The 23,533-nt window shown below is 70.2% G+C and carries 16 protein-coding genes; 1 reads left to right on the top strand and 15 read right to left on the bottom strand.

Annotated elements, in window-relative coordinates:
- Window positions 1-309: 309 nt before the first annotated feature.
- The 3 genes from AB0O34_RS13880 to AB0O34_RS13870 form a co-directional block, all read right to left on the bottom strand.
- Window positions 310-1,353 (bottom strand): inorganic phosphate transporter, encoded by a 1,044-nt coding sequence (locus AB0O34_RS13880; protein WP_363915704.1) that lies wholly within the window; start codon window positions 1,351-1,353, stop codon window positions 310-312.
- 160 nt (window positions 1,354-1,513) lie between these two features.
- Window positions 1,514-2,620, bottom strand: coding sequence for a GTP-binding protein (locus AB0O34_RS13875; protein ID WP_363915703.1), 1,107 nt, complete (start codon window positions 2,618-2,620; stop codon window positions 1,514-1,516).
- Between the two features lie 340 nt (window positions 2,621-2,960).
- Window positions 2,961-3,308, bottom strand: coding sequence for a metalloregulator ArsR/SmtB family transcription factor (locus AB0O34_RS13870; RefSeq protein ID WP_363915726.1), 348 nt, complete (start codon window positions 3,306-3,308; stop codon window positions 2,961-2,963).
- Between the two features lie 218 nt (window positions 3,309-3,526).
- On the opposite strand from AB0O34_RS13870, the gene pepN reads away from it, so the two are divergent.
- The gene (pepN, locus tag AB0O34_RS13865; RefSeq protein WP_363915702.1) at window positions 3,527-6,007 is read left to right on the top strand and encodes an aminopeptidase N; all 2,481 of its coding nucleotides are present in this window, start codon (window positions 3,527-3,529) and stop codon (window positions 6,005-6,007) included.
- 1,376 nt (window positions 6,008-7,383) lie between these two features.
- Here the strand turns inward: pepN and AB0O34_RS13860 are convergent.
- The 12 genes from AB0O34_RS13860 to AB0O34_RS13805 all read right to left on the bottom strand — a co-directional run bounded on the left by AB0O34_RS13860 (window position 7,384) and on the right by AB0O34_RS13805 (window position 23,393).
- Complete coding sequence (locus AB0O34_RS13860) at window positions 7,384-8,655, bottom strand: FAD-dependent oxidoreductase (RefSeq protein ID WP_363915701.1); 1,272 nt, start codon at window positions 8,653-8,655, stop codon at window positions 7,384-7,386.
- Between the two features lie 10 nt (window positions 8,656-8,665).
- A complete protein-coding gene (locus tag AB0O34_RS13855) occupies window positions 8,666-10,036 on the bottom strand; it encodes a metallopeptidase TldD-related protein (RefSeq protein ID WP_363915700.1) in 1,371 nt (456 codons plus the stop codon).
- Complete coding sequence (locus tag AB0O34_RS13850) at window positions 10,020-11,393, bottom strand: TldD/PmbA family protein (RefSeq protein WP_363915699.1); 1,374 nt, start codon at window positions 11,391-11,393, stop codon at window positions 10,020-10,022. The genes AB0O34_RS13855 and AB0O34_RS13850 overlap by 17 nt, the downstream gene beginning before the upstream one ends.
- Entirely contained in the window at window positions 11,384-12,226 is an 843-nt protein-coding gene (locus AB0O34_RS13845) for a methyltransferase domain-containing protein (RefSeq protein ID WP_363915698.1), read from the bottom strand. The genes AB0O34_RS13850 and AB0O34_RS13845 overlap by 10 nt, the downstream gene beginning before the upstream one ends.
- 17 nt (window positions 12,227-12,243) lie before the next feature.
- Window positions 12,244-13,767, bottom strand: a complete 1,524-nt coding sequence (locus AB0O34_RS13840) for a radical SAM protein (RefSeq protein ID WP_363915697.1) — start codon at window positions 13,765-13,767, stop codon at window positions 12,244-12,246.
- 99 nt (window positions 13,768-13,866) lie between these two features.
- Window positions 13,867-14,001: a hypothetical protein gene (locus AB0O34_RS13835; RefSeq protein WP_358547051.1), complete on the bottom strand. Its 135-nt coding sequence runs from the start codon at window positions 13,999-14,001 to the stop codon at window positions 13,867-13,869.
- A 111-nt stretch (window positions 14,002-14,112) separates the two neighbouring features.
- Window positions 14,113-15,819: an OPT/YSL family transporter gene (locus tag AB0O34_RS13830; RefSeq protein WP_363915696.1), complete on the bottom strand. Its 1,707-nt coding sequence runs from the start codon at window positions 15,817-15,819 to the stop codon at window positions 14,113-14,115.
- Between the two features lie 349 nt (window positions 15,820-16,168).
- Window positions 16,169-17,086 (bottom strand): TIGR03619 family F420-dependent LLM class oxidoreductase, encoded by a 918-nt coding sequence (locus AB0O34_RS13825; RefSeq protein WP_363915695.1) that lies wholly within the window; start codon window positions 17,084-17,086, stop codon window positions 16,169-16,171.
- A 255-nt stretch (window positions 17,087-17,341) separates the two neighbouring features.
- Window positions 17,342-18,565, bottom strand: coding sequence for an alanine racemase (locus tag AB0O34_RS13820; protein ID WP_363915725.1), 1,224 nt, complete (start codon window positions 18,563-18,565; stop codon window positions 17,342-17,344).
- Window positions 18,566-18,655: 90 nt separating this feature from the next.
- A complete protein-coding gene (locus AB0O34_RS13815) occupies window positions 18,656-20,536 on the bottom strand; it encodes an IucA/IucC family protein (RefSeq protein WP_363915694.1) in 1,881 nt (626 codons plus the stop codon).
- Entirely contained in the window at window positions 20,533-22,242 is a 1,710-nt protein-coding gene (locus AB0O34_RS13810) for an IucA/IucC family protein (protein WP_363915693.1), read from the bottom strand. Before AB0O34_RS13810 ends, AB0O34_RS13815 begins: the two co-directional genes overlap by 4 nt.
- Complete coding sequence (locus tag AB0O34_RS13805; RefSeq protein ID WP_363915692.1) at window positions 22,239-23,393, bottom strand: ATP-grasp domain-containing protein; 1,155 nt, start codon at window positions 23,391-23,393, stop codon at window positions 22,239-22,241. Before AB0O34_RS13805 ends, AB0O34_RS13810 begins: the two co-directional genes overlap by 4 nt.
- Between the last annotated feature and the right edge of the window lie 140 nt (window positions 23,394-23,533).

The following is a 23,533-nucleotide window of genomic DNA, read 5'->3' as shown; positions in this document are numbered from 1 at the left end:
AAGGGCCCGCGCCTCCCGGTGCGGGCCCTTCTGCACGATGCCCAGCCGAAGCTCGCCGGCGTACCGGTTGGCGAGGTTCGGCGTTGGCGTGATCGGTTGTTCGACCCACCCGGCACCCGTGTGGGTGGTGAGCCGGTGCTTCCCGCCGAGCTGGTGATTTCCCGGAAGGCATGGAGTTCCGCCTTTCCCGTCACTGAATCGGATCAAGGGGTGGGTGGAGAACTGGACGACCTGACCAACGCGGCGGTGGTGGCCGTACTCGTCTCTACACACCGCTATGAGGCGAGATCGCTGGCTACGGTTGGAGTATTAGCCGGCTATGGCGAAAACCAGGGCGGCGACGGCGCCGGCGAAAATGGGGGTTATCAGCCACGCGATCAGGAAGTCGCGCAGGGTTTTGCCGCTGAGGCGGCTGAGGTTGGGGCCCGCTGATCCGGCTATCGCGCCGGTGGAGACGTGGGTGGTGGACATGGGCAGGCCGTACCCGGCGCCGAGGCCGACCAGGGTTGCCGTGGTGAGGTTGGCGAGGAAGCCTTCCCGGTGGTTCATCTTCACCACGCCCTGGCCCAGCCGCTCGGCCACCCGCATGCCGCCGACCAGGGAGCCGACGGCCATGGAAAGGGCGACGACGAGCATGATCTGCCACGTCGTCATCCCGGCGGGGACGAGGGCGAACGCGCCGATCGCCACCATCTTCGGGGTGTCGTTGAGGCCGCGGGCGAAGCCGGTGGCACCGCTGGTCAGCCAGTGTGCCGCCGTCAGAAGCTGGTGGGTGGTCGCCTCCCTGGCGGCTACGGCGGGCTCGGTGGACTGGAGCGGCGCCGCACCCCCATCAGGCGTTACGGGGGCGGGGGCGGGGATCCCACCGGTGTTCTTCACCCGGCCGAACAGGAGCGCCAGGATCAGGGTGATGGCGTACGCCACGGCGATGCTGATCAGCAGGGGCGCGATCAGTCGTTCAGGGATGGATCTCCAGGCGATGGAGTCCGAGGCGAACAGCAGGCCCGCGCCGATGAGTCCGCCGAGCAGGGCATGAGTGGTGGAGACCGGCAGTCGCAACACGGTGGCCAGGCCGACCCAGCCGGCCGCGCCGGTCAGGACGGCCATGGCGAAGGCGCTGGTCGGTTCGGCGGTGACGACTCCGGAGGAGAACAGCGCGGTCATCTTCGAGGCGAGGGCGAGCGAGCACAGGCACCCGGCCAGCGTGGTGACGGTTCCCCACAGGATGGCGGTCCGGTACCGGGTCACCCCGGCCCCGGCCAGGGTCGCGACGCCTTTGGGCACGTCGTTGCTGCCGTTGACCGCGGCCAGCGCCGCGACCAGTAAGAAGACCAGGACGGAGGTGAATGACATGCGGGCGTCTCCTGTTCACTGCCGGCTCGCATCCGGGGCGAGGGTGAAAGGGCATGCCTCGCGGAGGCCGGGAAGCGATCTGCCCGGCCTCTGATCGGAGGCATCGGTGAGGCGGACGGACCCGGTCGCCGACCCAGGCGGTCGCGACCCAGGCGAGGCTTCAGCCGGGGAATGCTCCGGATGGGATCCGGTAGGTGGGCTGGGGATATCCCGGTTTGAACGAGGGAACGCCCGCGTGCTGGAGGGCCAAGGTCCCGGTCAAGGCTGTCACCGTGTTGACCGCCTCGGCCACGGCCTCGTCGAGTTCGGCGGGCTCACAGGCGACTCGGGCGTTGATCCGCACCTCGGCCTCGGTGAACCGCGTCCCCGCGGCGCGGTCCACGGTCGGCTCTCCGCCGCTGGTGGTCACGCTCATCTTGGTCAGGACGGCAGCGGACTCCAGGCTGATCTTCACGTGGCCGATCATCCAGCCACTTCGCGCGGCGGCGCCGGACAAGTGCTCCAGCAGTGATCGGGCCCACGCGTCGGGATCGAACCCCTCTGCCGCCGTGACGGTCAGGCTCTGGTTCAGCCACGCCAGGGCAGCCTCGGCGTTGGCGTAACGGTCGTAGTCGATCTCCAGGTCGCGCCCGGCGGGCGATGGTCCCAGCCAGTGGGAGACGAACTGGTCGAGGCCAGCGCCGGATCTGGCCGAGTATCCCAGTACGGTCGCCGTGGGGTACCGGTCGCGAAGGTCCGCCAGCAGGGCGGCGGCCTCGTTCTCGCCCAGGAGGTCGACCTTGTTGAGCGCGATCACATCGGCTTCCTGCAGCTGCTTGCCGAACAGGTAGGACAGATCCGAGTCGGTATCGTCCAGCGGCAGCGTCGTTCGGAGGGTCTGTAGCCGTTCCGGCTCCACCACCACGACCAGTGGCGCAGGGGTGAAGCTGTCGCCGTAGTGGGCGCTCAGTGGTCGGATGACCGTCGCCTGCAGATCGGTGCAGCTCCCCACCGCCTCGGCGAGCAGGGTGTCGACCCCGTGCTCGTCGACCAGGCGATGCGCCACGGTGAGGAGGTCCTCGAAACGGCAGCAGAAGCATCCCCCGGTGACCTCGCCGGCCTGGGCGATGGCGGAGCGGGCCAGCTGGGTGTCGATCAGTTCGGTTCCCTGGTCGTTGGTGATGACCGCGACTCGGCTCCCTCGCGACTGGAGGAGTTTCGCGGCCGCGACGAGCGTGGTCGTCTTACCGGCTCCTAAGAATCCGCTCAAGGTCAGAAAGTTGATCAACCGACACCCGCCTCGCTTGTGGTGCTGGGGGTTCCGCGGGATATCGCGGAGCTGTGCAGCACGAGTGAGTATTCTCGGTCGCGGCAATGGTACTTTCAGGTCATTTCCGGATTTGCCGCGCTGTTCGAGGGCAAGATAACAACAATTTTGTCAGGCGGTCAAGCGGTTGACGTCCGACAAGAAATTATCAATAATCCCCGAAGTTTGCCAATAAAACATATTGATGGCTATAAATGTGGATGATAGAATAACCCTGCGGCAGCCGTTGTCATCTTTGTTCGTGTGCGGCGTTCGTCCTGACGAACTCAGGAGGGTGATGGAAGACCACCCAGCGGCTCTGCTAGCGAGCGGCGACGGAAGGCAGTGCGATGATCGTCGTCAGCGAGGTGAGCGCTTCGGGCACGACCCGGTAGTAAACCCAGGTCCCCCGTCGGGTCGACTCTACGAGCCCGGCGTCTCGCAGCACCCTCAGGTGATGGCTGATGGTCGGCTGGGTCAGATCGAACGCCCCGACGAGGTCGCACACGCAGGCCTCCCCGTCGAGGTGGGAGGCCACGAGCGAGAGCAGGCGCAGCCGGACCGGGTCGGCGAGTGCCTTGAAGCCCGCGGCGATCCTGGCGCTCTGCTCCTGGGTCAGGGGTTCGGCCACCCGGGAAGGACGTGGCACATCGGGCGCGACGGGCGGCAACTTCTCATCCGGCAGCAAAACGGGCTCGTCGTGCTCGGCCACGGTGCTCGGCTCCTTTCCCGCAGAACAACGGCACGGCCGTGTGGCGGGCCTGTCCGGCGACAGTGACCCCAGTCTAGACAACTCCCTGTCCAGGAGGTTTCGCCATTTCGCGCACTTCGCTGACCCGCGCCGAGGCTGCCGAGCGAGCCGCGCTGCTCCAGTCGCGCTCCTATCAGGTGCACCTCGATCTGAGCCAGGTCGACGCCCCGACGTTCCGGTCCAGGACCAAGATCCTGTTCACGTGCGCCAGGCCGGGGGCCTCAAGCTGGGTAGACGCCCTACCCCGGCGCGTACGCTCGGTCATGCTGAACGGACGCTCGCTGGAGTACGGCGGCGACACCGGGCGGATCCACCTTCCCGAACTGGCGGCCGTCAACGAGTTGACCGTCGACGGCGATTACGACTTCTCGACCTGCGGCCAGGGTCTGCACCGGTTCGTGGATCCGGCGGACCAGGAGGTGTATGTCTACAGCCACCTCCAAGCCGACCACGCCCCCCGGGTGTTCGCCTGCTTCGACCAGCCCGACCTCAAGGCGACCTTCGAGATCAGCGTGCGGGTGCCCGCCGCGTGGACCGTCCTGTCCAACGGCCGGCTCGGCCGCCGCCAACGGTCTGGCCCTGACGTCCTGACCGAGGTGCATCGGTTCGCGCCCACTCCGCCGATCAGCACCTACCTCGTGGCCGTCGCGGCCGGCCCGTGGGCCTCGTGGACGGCCGGTGGCCCGGCTTCCGTGCCGCTGGGCGTCCACTCCCGGCGCTCCCTGGCTGGACACGTCGACTCACCGGCCTTGTTCGAGCAGCTCGGCGCCGGGATCGATTTCTTCGCCAAGGCGTTCGCGAGCCCCTACCCGTTCGCGAAACTCGACCTCTGCTTCGTTCCGGAGTTCAATTTCGGGGCGATGGAGAACGCCGGGTGCGTCCTGGCCGCGGAGACGTTCGTGTTCGACCGGGCCGTCACCCGGCACGCCCACCGCCGCCGCTGCGAAATGATCTTTCATGAGCTTGCCCACCAGTGGTTCGGCAACCTCGTCACCTTCCGCTGGTGGGATGACCTGTGGCTCAACGAGGCGTTCGCCACCTGGGCCGGTATCCACGCGCAGACCCAGATCACCGAGTACGCCGAGGCATGGGCCGACTTCACGGCGGGCAAGAAGGCCATGGCCTACGCTCAGGACCAGTCGCCGTCCACGCATCCGGTGGTGGCCGACATCCCTGACCTGAGTGCGGTGGCCACCGCCTTCGACGCGCTCACCTACCACAAGGGCGCCAGCGTGCTGCGGCAGCTCGTGGCCCACCTCGGACTGGACGGCTTCCTCGCGGGGATGCGGCGCTACTTCGCCACCTACTCCTACGGCACCGCGGGCCATACCGAGATGATCAGCGTTCTGCAGGAGCAGGCCGGCGATGACCTGACCGCCTGGTCGCGCTCCTGGCTGCACTCGGCCGGACTGACCGAGATCAGGGCGGACTTCAGCCTCGACCACACCGGACGCTTCACCCGTTTCGACCTCCTTCAGGAACCGGCTGGATCGCTCAGACCGCATCGCCTCGCGGTGGGCGTCTACGCCGAGGACCGGTGCGGCGCCCTGGTGCGCGTGGCCCATCACGAGGTCGACGTCGAAGGCGCCCGCACGAGCGTGGAGGCGCTGATCGGGCACCGGCCTGGTCTTCTGGTTCTCCCCAACGACGGTGACATGACCTACTGCCGGATAGTCCTGGACGCCCGGTCGGCCGACGAGATCATCCACCGGATAGGCCACCTGACCGACCCCATGGCACGCTCGCTCTGCTGGACGGCGGCGTGGGAGATGGTGCGGCACCGCGAGCTGCCCCCGAGGCGGTTCCTGACGATGGTCATCGGCGGTCTTCAAGCCGAGACGCAGATCGGCGTGGTGCAGCGGCTGTTGCGCCAGGCCGCGACCGTGCTCGGCGCCTACACCGAGCAAGGCTGGGCCCGTACCCGTGGCTGGCCCGCCCTCGTCGACCACCTGCTCGACTTGGCCACGCGCCAGGACACCGGCGCCGACCACCGGCTCGTGTCCGTCCGCGCTGTCGCGGACGCGGCTCTGACCTCCGCCCAGCTCGACGTGGTGCGTGACTGGTTTCACCGAGCCGTCCTGGCCGGACGGCCGGTGGACGAGGACCTTCGATGGCGGCTGGCCCGGGCGCTGGTCGCGCACGGGGACACCGTCGATCCGATCATCGACGGCATGACCGGCGCGGGGGAAAGGCGCGTCGAGCGGCTCAAGGCCTCGGTGCCCGCAGTGGATGCCAAACAGTGGGCGTGGAACGCCATCCTGGGCAGCGGGCGCCCGGCCCAGATCGGCGCGCTGGCGAGCGGCTTCGTCCATCCCGCCCAGCACCACCTGATCGCCGCCTTCGCCGAGCGCTACGTCCGCGACATCCCGCCGCTGCTGGTGAGTTCCGGTGACGCGGAACCGGCACGGGCCGCCGCGACCCTGATGTTCCCCACGTGGTCGGTGTCAGGACGGACGCTGGCCGAGGTCGATCGCATGCTCGGGGACGGCCGGTCGCCGCTCCTGCGCAGGCTGGTCGGCCAGGCCAGGGACGAGCTCGCCCTTTCCGTGGGCCTTGCCGCGCGGGACGCCGCCGGGGGAGCGGCCGAACCAGTCGTCCAGGTCGGTGGTGGCCAATAGCCCGAACAACGCCCGCAAGGCCCGTGCCGCGTCAGGCCCGGCGTACCAGCGCTCTCCCGCCCGCTCCACGAGGTGGTCCGAGAGCCGATCCCGGAGCGAGAACGCCTGGTGATAGACCAGCGGGTAACAGGGGTGGCCCTCCAGGTAGGCCTGTAGTCGGTTCCAGGCGACCCGTCCGTCGACGGTGATGCCGAACTCCGCCTGATAGCAGCGCAGGTATTCGGCGGACGGATCCGGGTGGCCGTCGTGGACGGCCATCTCGAAGCAGAGGCTGGTCGCCACAACGCGCCGCACGTGCTCGCGGGCGAACCGGACACGCTCGACGGCCTCGGAGTCGACCACGGTGCCCAGGTGGCGTCGTTGCCAGTCCGGCTCGTGCACGACCCGTTCCAGGGTGAAGCCGAACGCCTCGCTCAGCGCCACGGGGACGCGCCACAGGTCGGCGGGATGACGGACACCCACCGTGAAGTGCAGCGCGTGCCCGAACTCGTGCAGCAGCGTGACGTAGTGGCCGAGCGTCCTGCCCCCGGGTGTGGACACGCGCACGTCGGCCGGCGGCGCGACCGGGGAGCAGAAGGCGGATCCGGCCTTGCCGGGCCGTACAGCGTCGTCGACGAGGATGTGGTCCAGGTGCTCGCCCAGGTCCCAGGCGGTGACGGTCGAGCGGACACTGGCCAGCGGTCCGGCCGCGTGCTCGGGTACGGCGGCGCGGGCGGCGATGAGCCGGGCGTCACCCAGCGCCGGGGCGGCCAGCCCGTCGCGCTCGCGCCAGCGACGCCATTGCCGCAGGAAGTCCGCGCGGGTCTCGTCCAGCCAGGCACGCGCGTGCTCAGTGAAAAGGTCGACCTCCGGGTGCAGCGCGCGCACCAGGGCGCCGTGCGTCGCGAACCCGAGTCTGGCCCTGGCCTCGGCGTGGTCGTCGAGCCATTGGCGGCGAGCGTCGCGGAGTCGCGCGTCGGCGACGGCCAGGGCGGACTCGATCTGGGCGCGCTGCCGCAGGGTGGTGGCGGCCTTGGCCAGCGCGATGAGCTCGCCGTGGGTGAGGGGCCGGCCGTCGAGGTCGACCGTGACGGTGCGCTGGAGCCTGCGCAGCCGCGCCGTCGCCCCCGCGAGCTGGACCCGGAAGTACCATCGGACCAGTTCCCCGGCATGGTGCAGATCTCCGCAGGCCAGTGCCCGCGCGATCAGCTCGCCGTCGGTCAGCCAGGCGTGATCGCCTTCGGGCAGCATCGGGTCCTGGTCGCTCTGCCCGGTGCTGGCCAGCCAGCGGGTGTGGGCGACGCGCGCCTGCAGGGAGACGAGGTCTTCGACGTGACCGGACAGGTAGCCGGGGATGTCGTGGGGTGGCGGGTTGCGCGCCGCGCCGCCGTCCGGGCTCATGCCCGGTCCTGCCGGGCGGTCGCCGGGTCGTCGATGCGCGCGGCGACCGGCAGGTCCAGAAGGTCGGCGGCACCGTCGGCGACGCGCTGCCAGAACTCGCGGCGGTCATCGGGAAGGCCGGCGAACAGCTCAGAACAGTGCTGGGTCATCTCCATCGCCAGCCCCGGATGCGCCAGCACTCCGCGGATCCAGGCAAGCTGTCCCGGTTGGGGCGGGTCGATGCGAAGTCCGTCCAGGCCCATCCGCATCTTCCGGCCCACCCGATCTTCCATGGTCGCCGCGTAGCGGTCTTCCGACTGAGGCCAGTCGTTCTCTTCCCTGACCGCGGGAGGCACCGTGTCCGCCAGGACCTGCGCCGCCGCGCAGCCGTCGGCGATACCCGCGCCGAACAGCGGGTCCTTGTGACAGTAGGCGTCACCGGCCAGGCGCCATCCCGGTCCGGCGGGACGGCGGTGGAAGTTCCGCAGGTTCTTCGACCCGTATACGGGTGAGGCCCGGCGGGCCCGGCGCAGCCTGTCCGCCATGGCGGGTATCGCGAGGAGTCGCTGTTCGTATCCCGTGCCGGTACCGCCACGGCCATCGTGCCTGAGCGCGTCGTACTCCTCGACGGGCGCGGACAGCATGACCACCCAGCGGTCGCCGTCGCACGGGCCGACCTGGAGCACGTGGCCGTCGTCATGCCACAGTTCGAGCGCGGGCGCCGGCAGCGGGGCGACCCCTTCCCAGTAGGCGTGGAACGTGCAGCGCATGGCCCCGGCGTCGAAGGTGGTGGCGGCTCCCGCCTGGCGGGCGACCAGGGAGCCCCGCCCGTCAGCGCCCACCACCACCTTGGCCTTCTCGGACCAGCCATCGCCCTCGATGCCCGTGACCTGGTCGCCCTCCCAGCGCAGGGACCGTACCGGGCGGCGCTCCCTGATCTCGGCTCCGTGGCGTCTCGCGGCGCTCAGCAGGATGCCGCTGAGGGTCTGGCGGCGCACGCACAAGTTGTAGGGGTGTGCCGAACGGGGCAGCATGGGCGCCCCGTAGTAGCCGCCCTCGACCTCCAGGTGCCAGCGTCTCAGGGGCGGAGCACCGGTCGCCAGCACCTCGTCCAGCACTCCCAGGCGTTCCAGGAAGGCCAGCACCGAGGGGCCGAAGAAGTGCGTGGAGACGGCGGGCGCGGCCAGCTTGGCCCGGTCGCACAGCATGACCCGCAGCCCCTGTCGCGCCAGCAGGGCGGCGCTCGCGGCGCCGGTGACGCCGCCACCGACAACGATCACGTCATACATGGGCTGCTCCTCATGCGCGGCCGCCGCCTGCTGATGCCAGGACGAACGGCATCCGGCCCGACCAGATCCGGCTCACGGCCCACCTGTGCTCGGTGAGTCCCAGGAAGCGGGCGCCGAGTACCTCCCGCAGGTCCAGGGCGACAGCACAAGGATGCAGGACCCCGGCCACCCGGCCGTGCCTGATGAGGAAACCGAGCCGGATCCGGCCTTCGACGATCGGGGACAGCCCACCGCGCTGTTGCCCACCCATGAGGGATTCGATCAGCACCCCGTCGCGCACGCCGCCCAGCAGGTCGTCGAACCGGCCGGTCTCCGAGTCCTCGGCGGACAGCGTTGCCCCGTTGAGTACCGGCGTGATCGGTCTCAGCATCGTGCGCCGCAGCGCGTTCCCGCGAAAGCCGTGCCCGGTCGGCACGTCCCCGCACGCGACCGCCGTTCGGTGGCTGTGGTAAAGACGGGCGGGCACACCGCTGTCGATCAACGTCAGCGGCGCGCACGGTACGCCGTCGTCGTCGCTGCCGGGCCAAGCCAGCCCTTCCGTTCCCTCCTCGTCCCCGGCCGGGGGCGGGGAGGGGTGGTCCCGCAGGCTGATCGACGTGTGGAGCAACGGCACGCCCAGGCCTGCGGCGGCGAAGGACCTGCCGGAGACGGCTGCGGTGCCGCTCAGGGCGGTGACCAGGGGAGTGAGCAGGGTGTGCACGGCGGTGGGGGCCAGTAGCACGTCGTGCTCGCGGGACGGCGCGTCGAGCACCGGCAGCCCCGCCCACCCGGCTGCGGTGCTCAGCCACGAGGCGAGCCCGGCGGGCAGCGCCGCCGATCGGGTCCAGCCGTTCCAAGGTAGCTGGATGCCGGACGTGCCGGCCCCCTCGGCGAGCGCTGAGACGTGGAAGAAGCGGTCTCGGCCCTCCTGGTGGCCTTCCGGCGCCATGCGGTGGACCGTCTGCTCGGTGCGGCTCACCGTGCCGTGCATCGTCAGCCCGACGGCACTTTGCAGCGCGCCCAGTCCCTCGGCCAGGCGACGGACGGCGCGGGCGGCGCCCCCTTCGCCGTCGTCGGCCGGCTCGGCCGCGGGGGAACGCCCGGGGGCGGGGCTCGGTCGCGCTGGTGGTGACGCCGGCGGTCCGTACGCCGCGCTTCGTACGGCGTGGCGTACGAGCGCACCCGCGTCATCCGGCCCTGTCGTGGTGACCGTGCCGACCCGCCCGGCTCGATGGACGCGCAGGCACAGCGCCGCCTCGTGCGCGGACCGGACGGCGTCGGGAACACCTGAGCCGACCTCGACCACGGTGTCGACCCGGTCGACACCGAGCACCTCCCAGTGGTCGGCGTGCGCCGCGGCCGCCGCTCCGATCTCCGCGACACGTTCAGCCAGGGTGGACACGGAGACCTCGCAGGCGGAGCGCAGGCGCCCAGGAACTCACCGGCAGCGGGTACTGACCCTGCTTGCCGCAGCTCGCAGAAGTGTCACCGCGCCACTGGTCCCGCCCGATCGCGTCGATGGCGCCGAAGGCGCCAAGGACGTCGCCGGACAGCACGACGCCCCGTACCAACCCACCGACCCTGCCGTCACGGATCGCACGGCACTCGGCGGGCAGGAACGTGAAACCGGAGCGGTCGGTCTGGCCGCCGAGCACCCCGCGGGCCAGCAGCCCGCGATCCACACCGCCGATGAGCTCCTCGTCACCGGCGGTGCCCGGATCGATCATGATGGTCCGCAGCCTGGGCAGGGGCGGGTGGCGGAAGTTCAAGGCCCGGGCGTTCCCTGTCGGCGCCTCGCCGAAGGCCGCCGCGGTCGAGCGGTCGTGCAACCGCGGCCGTACCACGACACCGTCCCGCAGCAGGTCGACCTGGCCACCCGGAGTTCCCTCGTCGTCCACGGGCACGTACCCGCGGGCACCGGGATGCCCGGCGTGATCGATGATCGTCAGGCCGGACGGGCCGAGCCGACGCCCGGGTGCCAGCGCCTTCCGCAGTTCCGCGTCCCCCCTGTGGTGATCGGCCTCGGCCAGGTGCCCGATCGTCTCGTGCGCCCAGACACCGGCCAGCGGGCCGTCACAGACGACGTCATAGCTCCCCGGCTCCACGACGGGGGCTCCTCGCAGGTCCACCGCGGTCGCGGCGGCGGACTCGATGACCGGGGCGAGCCCGCGTGCCACCGAGAAGTCGCCCCCGCTGCCGACGGACACCGACCCCGCGGTCCGCGCGGCGCCTCCGTCGGCGTAGACGGTGATCTGCAGCGTCAGGTCCCTGCGCCGGTACCCGATCCGGGTTCCCTCGGTCGTGAGGAGTTCGACATCGGTCACCAGCTCCCGGTAGTAGACCAGCGCCCCGGCCACGGCGGAATGGGCGGCCAGCGCCGACGCGTGGTAGCCGCCCAGCAGGTCCGTCTTCTCCGCCAGACTGACCCGCTCCGGCGCTTCGCCGACGTCGCACGGGTACTCTCCCGACTCCGGTGGCCGGTCCGCGAGAGGTTCCCCCCTGACCCCTAGCTCCCGGGCGTTCCGCCTGGCCTGGCGGAGCACCGCTGATGCGTCCATCGTGGTGGACGAGGCGAACGAGGACCCCGCCGGGCCGGCCACCCGGGCGCAGCAGCCCTCGTCGCCGCTGGTCAGGGTGCTCTCCAGACCGTCACCGCGCCATACGAGGTCGATGATCCTGGTTCGTTCGACGCGGACCTCGGCGTAGTCGTCCGCGTGGAGCCCGGCGGCCCCGAAGACCGTGGCGCAGGTCAACAGCACGGTTGCCCGGTGGTGCTGGCATCCCGGTAGGCGAAGATCATCGCGCTGGTGACCTCTGCGCCGTCCCGGTAGGGGACCGGGCCGTCGCTGCGCAGTTCCACCCGGGCGAATCCGGCGCCCAGCACCAGTTCCCGGTACTGGCTCTCGGTCATGCCCACCACGCACCGGGCGAAGTCCTCGGCGTCGGCCGACTCGCCGACCGCCACGTCCTGCGGCGGAGGGGCGTCGTCGGCGTAGACGACATCGGAGATCACCGCGAACCCGCCGGGGCGCAGCACGCCGGCGATGGCCCTGAGCACCTCCTGCTTGTCAGGGAACATCCCAAGGACGCAGTTGCTCAGCACCACGTCGACGCTGGCCTCGCGCAGCGGGGGCCGCCGGATGTCGCCGACGCGCACGTCGATGTTCGTGAACCCGGTCTCCTTGGCCGCGCGCCGCGCGGACCTGACCATGTGCATCGAGGCGTCCACACCGATCACCCGGCCCGTGACGCCCACCCTGCGAGCCGCGATCAGCAGGTCAAGGCCGGCCCCGCAGCCGAAGTCGACGACCGTCTGGCCCGGCTGGAGGTCGATCGCGTTCATCGGCGACCCGCAACCGCTGGACAGTTCGAGCACCCATGTGGGAATCCCCGCCAGTTCCTCCGTACTGTAAACCGCGTTGGGCGAGCAGCACAGGGTGCTGGCACCCTGCCCGGCCAACAGGTCGTAGCGCTGCTTGACATGGGTTTCGACGGAGACCCGCCTGACCGGGGTCGCCTCCGGCGTGTCGCACCCGCATCCGGCGGCCTCTCCCGCGGGATCCGGGCCGCACCCGCAGGCGTCCGGTTCCACGGATGTCCGCGGCCGGGTCAGCTCATCCAGGGAAATGAACCCACGCGCGTCATCTGCTCCCACGTTCCTTCTCCTCCTTCGGATCTCGCGGCCTTGTCCTGCCGGCGTCGCAGGGCCATCGGCAGCAGGTAGGCAAGCTCGGTTTCGACCCGGGTCTTGATGGCCGACACCTTCGGGCAGTAGCACGTGTTGAAGTCACCGCCGCTGGCCGCCCACGCCTTGATGGGGCAGCCACCGCCACCGCAGAACAGCTTGACGTTGCAGTCCCGGCACATGGGCACCGTGTCGACGTGGCGGTGCCGCCACGGATCCCTGTAGCCCCCCGCGTAGCTGAACTCGGGGAAGAACGTCCCGCAGGCGTGCTGGGGACGGCCCACGGTCTCCGGGCAGCCGTAGACCTTGCCGTTGGGATCGAAGGCCACGACGCTGGTCCCGGCGCTGCACCCCTGCAGGTTGGGCCGCACCCGGTCACCTTCCATGACGGCTGACCGGATTCTGGCGGGGTCGGGTTCGAGCATCCGGTCCACGAGCGGGTTGGCCCGAAGCATCCGGTAGAAGGACTCCTGGAGCCCCGGCTTCACATCGCCCCTGACCATGCGCCTGCGCTGTTCCTCGGGGTGGTCAGGGGTGACGTAGAGGAACGTGATGGCTTTGGTGAACCCGTGGAACATGCGGATCTTCGGGTGGTCGATCCAGCCTTTCGACTGGGCGAACTCCGCGAAGCGCGGCATGGCCTCCACGCTCTCGTCGTCGATGAGGACCCGGACCAGCACGCGAAGACCCGCGTCGGCCGCCACGTCGATGCCGCGTTCGATGAGCTCGAAGGTCGGCTTGCCGTTCCTGAAGACCCGGCGTGAGTCATGGATCTCGGGGGTGCCGTCCAGGCTGACCTGGACCTCTTCGCAGCCGTACCGCAGCAGCATCGGCACGTACTTGTCCAGGGCCACGCCGTTGGTGATCGCGGTGACCGGATAGCCGCGGTCGTAGGAACTGCGCAGAATCCGCTCGACCGCGCCGCGCTGGTAGGCCGTGTCCAGCAGTGGCTCCCCGCCGAACAGGGTGATGTACGGCGGGCCTGAGTTGTCGTGTAACTCCTGGATCATCGGTATCGCGTCGAACGCCGCGTCGATCATCTCCTCGTCCATGCGCGGGCTCTTGGTGGTCAGCTCGCCCTCGAAGCAGTACGGGCACGCGAGGTTGCACACGAAGGAGGGGATGAACATGAACTGGAACGGTGCCTGCTGGATCGCCTCGAAGTAGCCGTCGACGATCGAGCGGTACCGGGAATCGTCCTCGTCCGCGTCAGCGCAGATGTACCCGCGTTCGAGCAGTCCGGCCATGACGGTGCTGTCGGCATCGGTGGGGTCTCCGGTGCGCAGCCGTTCCAGCGCCGTGATCTCCGCTGGGGTGACGATGTCCATCGATCCGGACACCGCGTTGGCCAGGACGCTGACCTTGCCGCTTTCGTCAAGGTAACTCGGATCGAGGGTGCCTTCGGGCAGCGCCACCGAGAAGGTGACGGTGTTCGGGCTCACTAGCATGGGGTCTCTCCCAGAAACGGTGTCCACGGAGTTGCCGGGAATTGGAGAGCGCGGCAGGTGGCACCCGTGGGAACGGGTTTTTTAAGGGGGCTTTCGCTGCTACTCGCAGCCGTCCGGGTCGCCCACCATGACGTTGGTCTGGACATCGAGGTTCTTTCGGCCGCGCATGGCGGTGCAGCAGTCGGGCTGCTTCTCCGAGACTTCCGCGTCCTTGATCATGGAAATTGCGATCATGTGTATCACCTCCTCCTCGATGGTCTCTGCCGCGCTCTCCTGTCAACTCCCGACCGCGAGGCGGAAGGGAGAGTCGGTGGTGGGGCACGAGCCCCGGATGGAAGCCATGGGTCACCGCAAGACCTCCCTCGCGACGAGCACGGCCACGGTGACCAGACCTTCTCCGATGATCAGGCCGGAGGCGGCGATCTCCGTTCCGCTACGACGCTGGGGGTTGCGGCGGGTGAGAAGCCACTGCGCCAGGCCCCCGGCCGCGATGGTGAGCGAGTAGGCCGGGGGGAGCAGGACGCCCAGCCCGAGCATCGTGGGCATGGCCGTGGTGAAGGCCAGTCCCGCGCCGATGGGACCGGTCACCGCCATCGCGACGGCGACGGCGACGGGATAGTCCGACGAGCCCCGCACGGTGGAGTCCACGAACTGGACCGCGATGGCCACGGGAGCCGGGAAGCCGTCACCGCCGATCACCCCGGCGCGGGTGAGGACCGCGATCACCATGACGCCGGCCGCCGCCCCGGCGAGCCCGCCCACCACCTGCGTCCACCTCGTCAGACGGGCGGGAGGCTCCGCCACCCCGGCGGGCCGCTCGTGCGCCACCTTGGCCGAGTAGGTGTAGTACACCGAGGCGATGGCGGCGCAGCAGATGGTGGAGGAGGCGAGCACCGCCACCACGGGATCGGCCCCCGACACCGCGAACACCGCGACGCTGAAGTACAGCGCGGGAGCCAGTGGCACCAGGCCGATCTCCCCACCGGCTCGGGTGAGGAAGACGGTGAGCGTGACCAGCAGCAGCAGTGTCAGCAGCCCGAAGCCCAGATACCTGAGAAGCGGGGGATACAGCATGGCGGCGAGGGCGACGACGGCGAGGGCGGCGGCACCCCACCATCGGGTAAGTCCTGGACGGTCCGCGACCAGGCGTCCGGTTGTGTCACCGCTGCGGAGCGAGCGCATCAGCGGGCCACGAACACGCACGATCGCGGCGACCGAGTAGCCGAGAATCAGGCCGACTCCGGCCGCGAGCACCCAGGGATAGGCGAGATGCTGGGTGTAGGCCACCGGTCCGGCCGACGCCGAGTGGTCCTGGACGAACCACACCGTGAGGGAGTAAAAGGAGCCGGCCGCCAGCCAGGCGCACGCGCGAGGGCCGATGAGGAATCCCAAGCCGAACAGCAACGGCGACAGAGCCAGCGCCAGATGCGTCCCGGAGCCGAAGAGTTCCGGCGTGGCCTCATGGCCCCAGGCGGCGACGCCCGCAGCCGAGGCGGCACCGATACCCGCGGCGATGGGGAGCGTCCTGCCGAGTCGGCTGCCCTCCTGCCCCGCCGGGCTGCTGAGCGACGCCATCAAGGTGATCGCCGGCCTCAGCGTGGGGTAGGGCAACCGCTCGGTGATCACCAGCGTGCGCGCGACGAGCGCACCCAGCCCGATACCCAGGATATTGGCGGCCATCGCCAATATCATGAGAATTCCCCAGGCCGGTAATTCACCGGACCGCAGCACCACGGCGCCGATTCCGGTGTCAAGTGCGGCCGTCGCCACATATCCGCTGGACGCGATGGAGAAGACGACGAAAAGGGCCTGCCAGTTGAGCGCTCCCATGAGCCTGAGCAATGCGGCGCCCAGCGCGGCGACCAGAGCCGATCCGCCGAAAGACGTTCCCGTCCTGAAGAGCACCAGCACATTGAGCACACACAGCAGCACGCCGATTCCGAGGCCGACCAGCGTGGCTGACAGATGTGATCCCCGCCAGCCGGGCAAGGGGTCCAGTAAGTCAATCGAATTTTCCGGCGAGGAGGACGGGGCGCGCTCTTTCTCTCGCATAGAGTGCCTCTCCCGGCCTGCCGTGGACGGCCCTGCATCGATAAGCATCAATGTAGCTGTCGAGAACTTACATTAAGATGACCACAAGCCACGGTCAAGGCCCTTTTACAAGATCACTTATGGCCAGGTGGGCGAGGTGCTCACAGCACGAACTCGCGACGTTACGGCTGTATGCCGGATGATTTCCGAGGAAGGCCGAGAAGAGGTGTTCGGCTTTCGCGCTCTTGGTGTCTGTCGCCCGACTTCCGCGCCGGCGGCGACGGCCCGGCGTTCCGTCAGGTGCCTCCCACCCAAGGCGCGGCCGGCGTCGAGTGGCGGACGGATCGTCGCGTGAGCCGGGCGCGCGGTGTCAGCCGGCGTGCAGCCTCGTGATGAGCTGGTGCGCGACGTCCATGAACTGGTCGCGCGAGGACGACGTCGTCTGCAGGTCGACGAACGCCTCGTGGGCACCGGCCTCGGCGACGGCCAGCAGGTAGTCACCGATCTGCCGCACGGTTCCGACGTACGGCACCTGGTCGTCGGGCGCGGGAGAATCGGTGATCATCGGATTGATGCGCACCACCATCCGCAGGGCCGAGGGATCCCGGTCGGCACGTGCCGCGCTCTGCAGCGCCACCTCCCACAGGGAGGTCAGATAGGGCATGGGCAGTGGCACGCACAGCCAGCCGTCGGCTCGCCGGCCGATCCTCTCCAGAGCCGGGGGCGTGTAACCGGCGAGCAGGATCGGGGGGCGCGGGCGCTGGAAGGGCTTGAGGTCGATGTGCGACGGCGGCACGGTCCAGAGCGTGCCCTTGTGCTCGACCACCTCGCTGCCCCAGGCGGCCTCCATCACGTCGAGCGTCTCTTCGAGCCGGGCTCCCCTTCCCTGCCAGGGCACCCCGGTCGCGGTGTATTCGTCACGCAGCCATCCGAGACCGATGCCGACGTCCAGCCGTCCGCGGCTGAGCAGGTCGAGTGAGGTCAACATGCGGGCGAGCAGGACCGGCGGTTGCCACAGCGCGTTGAGCGTGCTGGTCCCCAGCCGGACCTCCCGCGTGCTGACGGCGGCCAGCGTCAACGCGGTCAGCGGGTCGAAGAACGTCGAGAAGGCCGGAGGGATCGTGCCGTCTCCTCCCGGGTAGGGATCGCTGGGTGCGAGCGGCACCATGATCCGATCACCCGCCCACAGGCTGTTGTAACCCATGGCCTCCAGATCCGTGCTGGCCTGCCGGATGAAATCCGGGTCGGCGAAGGCGCCGTACTGCGGGACTGTGTATCCGATCTGCATGAGAGATTCCTTGGTACTTCGCTGTGGAAAGCGGTCAGACTGAGGTGCGTATCGGATACGCATCTCACTCCCCGGACGCTCTAGGTCGTGCGTCCAGGGAGACGTTAGGCGACACCCCTTGGATAGGACTTGGGCCTGGCTTGACCGGCCGTGACGCGACTATGGGGATCCGGGGGCTCCGGGCCAGGGGAAGCACGGCACGTAAGGTCAGGTAGGGGCGTGGCGACGTCAGGTCCGGTGGCGGAACGCCGTGCGTCACGGGAGGTAGTGGAAGCCCGGTTTCGGGTGCATGAGGAAGTCGTGGTGGGAGATGGTCCAGGCATAGGCGCCGGCCATGCCGAACGCGATGATGTCGCCCACATTCACTGACATGGGCACCCTGCGCGCGAACACATCCTTGGGCGTGCAAAGCTGCCCGACCACCGTAACCGGCTCATCTGTGACCCCCCCGACCCGGGCGCCTCCAGCTCCGGCGACCCCCGTGACCCCAGCGCCGGTGACCCCGGCTCCGACGGCTCCGGTGAGCCTCGTGCCCGTGACCCCGGTTCCGACGGCTCCGGTGAGCCTCGTGCCCGTGCGGCCCGTGGGCAGCACGGCGAGGGGCTGGTCGTGGCCCTTCGCCACCGGGGTGCGCAGATGGTGGGTGCCTCCGGTGACCACGGCGAACACCTCGCCGTGTACGCGCTTCACGTCGATCACCCGGGTGAGGTACCAGCCGCAGTAGGCGGTCAGCGCGCGGCCGGGCTCGATGCGCAGCGTCTCGCCCGGCTGCCGCAGCTCGGCGAGGCCCTCGCCGTAAGCCTCCCAGTCGAAACGCTCCTCGGGGTCGGTGTACGACACGGCCATCCCGCCGCCGAGATTGATCTCGGCCGCCTCCAGCTCGCGGCCGAAGGACAGCACGGCCTTGGCCAGGTCGAGCAGCTCGCCGGCCTGGAGCCCGCTGGCCAGGTGAGCGTGGACGCCGCGCAGCCGTACCCTGTTCTGGCCCCGGATCAGCTCCAGGCACTCGCTGATCCCGTCGGGGTCCATGCCGAACGGCGTCGCACCGCCGCCCATCGTGAGCGACGCGCCCTCCACAGGGACGTCCAGGTTGACCCGCAGCAGCGCGTCCACCGGCCTGCCGATGTCGATGAGGCGGCGAAGCTCGCCTGGGCTCTCGACGTGCGTGCGATGGACGTCCAGAGCCAGCTCGGCGTCGGTCTTGCCCGGACCTCCCAGGGCGAGCCGGGCGTCCGGCAGCACCGAGCGCACGTGGGCGACCTCGCCGCCGGAGGACACCTCGTAGCCGTCGGCATAGGGGGCCAGCGCGTGCAACAGTGCCGGGTCGGGATTGGCCTTGACCGCGTAGTACATCTCGACCCCGGGCAACGCCCGCCGCACGGCGGACGCGTGCCGGTCCAGGGCCGCCATGTCGTAGACGTAGGCGGGCAGCGCGTCAGCGAGCCGAAGAGCCCGCTCCCGAACCCGATCAGGAACGATCACGCCGGCCCTCCCCCGAAACCGCCGACGACGGGAACCATCGAAACAATCACAAGACCCCTCCTTCAACGGAACCGGCCACGGGGACGATCACGTGGGCCATCCTGCGAAAGGGTTGGCCACGGGGACGTACCCGGCGTCGCGGTCGGCTGAGCGGGCCCACCGGGCCGACAGGTTCGCCTTGGCGGGCAGGGGGACCCCGGCCAGCAGGTCGTCCAGGAGCAGCGGCCGGCCGTTCTCGTCGGCGTACCGGGTGACCCGCGCGCGCGTGCCGGCCCACAGCTCGCGAAGCAACTCGTCTTCGTCACGGGATGCCGCCGGCTCGGTGGTCATTTCGCGGTGGACTTTCGCCGATCTTGCCACCGTGGCCGCGATCTCGGGGAGATGGTTCACCATGATGCAGTAGACCACGCGGTTCCAGCCACGCGTGGCGTCATAGGTGGCGGTTGCCGCGACCAGATTGGGCAGGCCAGATAGGTCGTGGCGCCCGGCGACCAGCTTGGTGCCCTCCATATCCCGAAATATGGCTTCAACTGGCATGCCTACGGGGTCGATGCCCACGAGCACGTTCTGCAGATGGGGTTCCAGCACCACGCCGTGCCGGAAGTACGCGTCCAGCACCGGCAGCGCGACGCGCTCGACATACGCCCCCCACCAACCCACTGGATCCCGCCGCATCGCACCCGCCGCCGCCCCCACGACGTCTCCCGTCCCACCCGGCTCGCCTTCGCTCCCGCCCGTGCTTCGGACCCCCTCGACCGGCTCGCCCCCGCCCGTGCCTCGGGGCCCCCGGCTCGTGCCTTCGCCGGCTCCGTCCACGTGCCGGGTGCCATCGCCGAGTGCGGCCAGGGCCCCGGCCAGTACGGGTGTGACGCCCGGCCCGGTGACCTCCCATGGGCTGGAGCGGACGATCACTCCGAGGCCTTCGAGCAGGCGCGTGCCGAGTGACGCCGAACGGTATCCGGGCTCGGGAAGCCAGCCGGTCCCCGGGAAGCGCTCGGCCAGGTCTCCGAAGACCGGGTCCAGTCGCCTGGTCAGCTCGGCCGCCGCGGTCAGCTCGTACCAGGCGTTCTTTCGCACGCAGTTGGTGATCCGTACATCGATGCTGAACTTCAGGCATTTGCCGGTGTGCGGCTCGTACACCGTCCGTACCGACGAGGTGGGGACCGCCGCCCGGGTGCTGTGCCCGAGGTCCACGAGCCGGCCGTCCGCGAACGGGGCGGCCAGCTCCGCGCCGAGCAGTTCGAGCTGCCACGGGTGGGCGGGCAGCAGCGTGTACCCGGCGGGCGCGTGGCCGAGCCCGTCGAGGATCCGGGGATCGCCCCCGGACGCCACCAGGTCGTCCCGCACGCCGAGCAGCCGGAGCGGGAACGCGGCGTGCGCCTCCGGCGCGTACCGCACCCATGCCGAGCCTCCGCGGGACTTCGGCGAGGGATGGAACGGGTGCCCGAAGACCAGTGCCTGCTCCGAGGCCAGCCACGGGTCCTGCGGCGGCGTCGCGGACGCCCGCACGCGCAGCAGCGTCGCGACCGCCGCCCGGCTACCCCGCACCTGCCCGGCGAACTCCCCGTTGTACCCAGCGACGTTGTACCCAGCGACGCCAACCGTGCCGGCGGGATCGTCCTGGCCCGCGAGCTCGGTCTCGACGAGGTGTACGAGGTGGTCCACGGACAGGGGGCGCCAGGAGCCGTGTTCCAGCCGTTCGGCCGGGCCGTCGAAGCGCAGGGCGAGACCGCCCGAGGTGGGCACGCGGATCAGGTTCCCCGCAAGGCGCAGCAGCTGGAAGGGCGCGGCGGCCCACACCTGGCCGCGCGGGCCCGCCACCTCGCGTACGCAGCAGCGCAGCAGGGCCGCCAACGACGCCTCCTCCGCGGTCTCCCGCGCGACCTCCTCCGAGACGCCCCGCGCGAGGCCGGAGGAGCCGCGGACGGGGGAGCCGAGGCTGGGGGAGTCGAGCGCGACGCCGTTCAATGGTTCGCCTCTCTGCGGGGATGGCGGCGCAGGTAGTTCGGGCCGCTGGTGCCGTAGTGCTTGTTGATGTCGGCGGCGCCGATGCGTGCCCGGTCCACCAGGGTTCCCGCGCTGACCATGGACTTGCCGACCAGCCGCGCGGCGTCCAGCGTCCGGGCCCGCAGCAGCCGGGCCATCGGATGCCCGCCGTACGGGGCGAGTGCGTCTTGGAGGGCCTCGGCGACCAGCTCGCCGTGGCCGGCGCCGAACGCGATCGCGGCGGCGGCCAGGTGCAGGGTGATCGTCACGAACACGTCAGCGAGGGCATTCGGGTCGTCGGTCAGCAGGCGCCGGTCGGCGAAGTCCGGTACGGACAGGCCCGCCGCGACCAGCCGGTCCGGCGAGGCGAGCAGCCCGTCGTTGTCCTTGACCAGCAACCGCGTCGTCCCGTCGCCGAAGACCAGGGAGAGGTTCTGCTGGTGCGCCTCCAGCGCGATGCCGTAGGTGACGAACAGCCTGACGTTCCACGCGAACAGCACGCGCAGGTAGCCGGCGAGCAGCGCGCCGACATTGCCCCCGTGATGCCTCGCGGCCAGGTCGTCGAGTACCCGGGGCCCGGAGGCACACGTGGGCGAGGGCGAGAGGAGCGCGGCGACCGAGACGATCTCTCCGGGCGGCAGGCGGCGGACCATCCAGCCGAGGTGCTCGTGCCCGGCGTGGGCGTAGGTCTGCTCGTCGGCGAGGAGCACGTCGAGGTCGGGCTCCCTGAGCAGCACCTCGCGCAGCAGCCGCTCCGCCCGCGCACCGTCGCCGAGGGTGGCCGGCTTGATGGACCTGCGGTTGCGCGCTCCCAGGGTGCTGGTGGCCAGGGGCAGCTTGAGATGGGTACGGGCGTCCACCTCGACGGTGCGCATCGACAGCGTGGGCCGCACCACCAGGTACGGCTCGTCGTGGACGATCACGCCGGGTATGTCCCGCACCGCGTGCAGCGTCAAGGGGTGCACGGGGAACGGCACGTACGAGGGATTCGCGGCGGCGGGCCACCAGGGGGGAAGGTACCCCGAACGGGTCACCCGCTCGATCGGCACCGCCGCCCAGCGAAGCGCGAAGCTCGGCGCGAACTCCGGGGCGTAGGCCGTCACCTCCTCGTCCGAGAGGCCGAGCCGGGACCGCGACGTCGGATACACCGGATGATCGGCGAACGCCCCGAGCGTCTCGTACACCACGGTCGAACAGGCCCCTACCCCCGCTGAGCCTGTGGAAGGGAGCGCCGGCTCGCGGTGGAGGCGGGCGAGGATGTCCGCCCGGTGCGAGTCGTGCAGCTCGTACGCGCGCAGGGCCGCGCGGCACTCCTCGGTGAAGGCGGTCACCCCTGCGGCGTCGGCCGGATCGGCGATCCCGGCGAGCGTGCTCAGCACCTCGTCGAGTGTCAGCGACTCATCGCCCGCGACCACGAAGTCCTGATACAGCCGGCCGGGCGCGAGCCGTACCCGCCGTCCGGTGGGCAGCACGAGTTGGACGCCGTCCTTGGTGCGGGTCATCCGGGCGGCCAGCCCGCCGTAGTCCTCACGGAGCAGCGCGTCCAGCACGCGCGCCGCGAGGTACGACTCGGCGGTGTCCCCGTCGCCCCCCGGCGCGGTCGCGCGGGCCCCGGCCGGGGCCGAGTCCCGATCGGCGTTCCCCGGACGCGCGGGGGGATCGCCGCACTCGACGATCGCGGGGGTCACTCGACGACCCAGGGCGAGCGGACGCGGAAGGCGTCGATCGCGCGGTCCACGGCGTCCTCGTCCGGGCCGACGGCGCGGACGATGCCGAGGTAGTCGCGGTTGGTGTGGGTCAGCTCGACGGTCTCTCCCGCCGGCCGCAGCGGCCGGTGGCGGAGTCGTACGCCATCGATGGTCTCGGCCACGTCTCCGGGAGACTCCTTGATGGTTCCGGACCGTCCGGCGATCAAGCTCACCGCCGCGCCGTGCCCGCCCGCGCGCGGGGGCGTCATGACGGGTTCGCCGAGGTGGACGCGGAGGATCCACTCGAAGAGCGGCACTCCGAGCACTTCGGCGAGCAGGAAGTCGCACGTGTCACCGATGACCCGGTAGTTGACCTCCACGATGCGCGGCCCTCGGGAGGTGAGGACGTACTCGGTGTGGCAGGCGCCCAAGCCGACGCCGATCGCGGAGAGCGCCCGGAGGACGTGCTCCCGCCACTTGGGGTCCGGAGGACGCCAGTCGAGCCGTTCCTCCACGAAGTGGGGCAGCGGGCCGAGGGTGGTGCGGAACCCGCCGAGAACGTGCAGGGCACGGCCGTCGCCCAGCGTCTCGAGTGTGTGCAGCGGCCCTTCGAGGTACTCCTCGGCGACCAGCGTCGCGCCGGGTCTCCGGGAGCGGATGTTCTCCACGACCCTGGCCATCTCCTCGCCGTCCCGGGCCAGGACGACGTCCTCGCTGGCCACCCCCTCGCGCGGCTTGACCACCACCGGGTACGGCAGATCGCCGGGCACCGGGTCACCGGGCGCGAGCCGTACGGACCGGACCGTCTCCACCCCGGCGGCGGCGAGCCTGTCGCGCATGAGCGCCTTGTTCTTGGCCGTAAGGCAGGCGCGCCAGTCCTTGGCGGGAAGACCGAAATACTCTGCCGCCAGAGCGGTCTCGGGCTGGATGTGGTCGGAGTTGGAGAAGATCGCCTCCGGCCGGTGGTGGCGGGCGATCGTGTCGATCACCGAGCGGACGTCGCGGACGTCGGTCCGCAGCGCCTCCACGCCGGGGTAACGCTCGGGCTGGTCGGTGAGCAGCGTCACCTCGAACCCCAGCGCGCGGGCCGCGGGAAGGAATCCACCGGTGACCGAGTCGGTCGGATTGAGCGCGGTGAGGTACAGCCGCACGCAGGGCACCCCCGGATCAGGTAAGGCTAACCTAACTAGCGCATCCTAGCCGTACGGAGATCAGCCTGCTGCCCGACATGCTAATCACGATAAAAGTCGGTGTTGTCGCCGGTGTGGCAGTCATTTCGGTCCGTCCTCTC

Source organism: Sphaerisporangium sp. NPDC088356 (assembly GCF_040685555.1).
GTDB lineage: Bacteria > Actinomycetota > Actinomycetes > Streptosporangiales > Streptosporangiaceae > Sphaerisporangium.
The sequence above is the reverse complement of the archived record's forward strand: the minus strand, read 5'-3'. Positions and strand labels throughout refer to the sequence as shown.

Coding starts and splice junctions, on each gene's coding strand:
- AB0O34_RS13880 (WP_363915704.1), bottom strand. CDS start 1,353: ATGTCATTCACCTCCGTCCTGGTCTTCTTACTGGTCGCGGCGCTGGCC.
- AB0O34_RS13860 (WP_363915701.1), bottom strand. CDS start 8,655: ATGTATGACGTGATCGTTGTCGGTGGCGGCGTCACCGGCGCCGCGAGC.
- AB0O34_RS13840 (WP_363915697.1), bottom strand. CDS start 13,767: ATGCTAGTGAGCCCGAACACCGTCACCTTCTCGGTGGCGCTGCCCGAA.
- AB0O34_RS13835 (WP_358547051.1), bottom strand. CDS start 14,001: ATGATCGCAATTTCCATGATCAAGGACGCGGAAGTCTCGGAGAAGCAG.
- AB0O34_RS13830 (WP_363915696.1), bottom strand. CDS start 15,819: ATGCGAGAGAAAGAGCGCGCCCCGTCCTCCTCGCCGGAAAATTCGATT.
- AB0O34_RS13825 (WP_363915695.1), bottom strand. CDS start 17,086: ATGCAGATCGGATACACAGTCCCGCAGTACGGCGCCTTCGCCGACCCG.